Consider the following 995-nt stretch of genomic DNA (forward strand, 5'->3'; position numbering starts at 1 on the left):
CTAGACGAGTAAGTCCTATCGGCGGGCAGGGCCGAAGGGCGCTGTAGGCGCAGGCGGAGGGTGCCCAGGCTCGGGGTGTGAGAACCGACCTAAACACCCTCCTGACCGCACTGTATGTCTGGATCGATGATCGTCTCGCCGGTCGCGTGCGCGCCGGACGCCGCCCGCGGCTGACCGACTCCGAACTGCTCACCCTGGCCGTGGCCCAGGTGCTGCTCGACGTGCACTCCGAGGCCCGCTGGCTGCGGCTGGTGCCCGAGGCGTTGCCCGGCGCGTTCCCGTATCTGCCCGGCCAGTCCGGCTACAACAAGCGGCTGCGCCACGCGCTACCACTGCTCAAGCGGGTCATCCGCGACCTGGCCACCGACACCGACCTGTGGACCGATCCGGTCTGGCTGGTCGACTCCACCCCGGTCGAGTGCGCCCGCTCCCGCCCGGCCGCGCTGCGCTCGGACCTGGCCGGCATCGCCGGCTACGGCTGGTGCCGCAGCCACTCCCGCTGGTTCTGGGGCCTGCGGCTGCACCTGGTCTGCACCCCGGCCGGGCTGCCGATCACCTGGGCGCTGAGCCCACCCGGCCTCGATGAGCGCCAGGTACTCATGGCCATGCTCGACCACGACCAGCCGCTGCTGAGCGCGCGACCAGGGTTGCTGCTGCTGGCCGACAAGGGCTACATCTCCGCCGAACTCGACGACTACCTGCACGCCCGCGGCGCCGACCTGCTCCGCCCCTCCTACCGCAACCGTGCGCCCCGCCCCGGCCAGCACCTGCTCGCCCCGATCCGCCAGCTCATCGAGTCCGTCTACGACACCCTCAAAGGCCAACTCGACCTCGAACTGCACGGCGGACGCAGCCTCACCGGCGTGGCCACCCGCGTGGCCCAGCGGATCCTGGCGCTGACCGCCGCCATCTGGCACAACCGCGCCACCGGCCAGCCGATCACCCGCTCACTGATCGCCTACGACCACTGACCGACTTTGGACTTACTCGTCTAG

1 protein-coding gene is annotated in these 995 nt (G+C 70.8%); it reads left to right on the plus strand.

What is annotated here, in order from left to right; all coding sequences use genetic code 11:
* The first annotated feature begins 77 nt into the window (after window positions 1-77).
* A complete protein-coding gene (locus tag ACI784_RS25225) occupies window positions 78-971 on the plus strand; it encodes an IS982 family transposase (protein WP_457015336.1) in 894 nt (297 codons plus the stop codon).
* The last annotated feature ends 24 nt before the right edge of the window (window positions 972-995 follow it).

Source organism: Geodermatophilus sp. SYSU D01186, assembly GCF_054050215.1.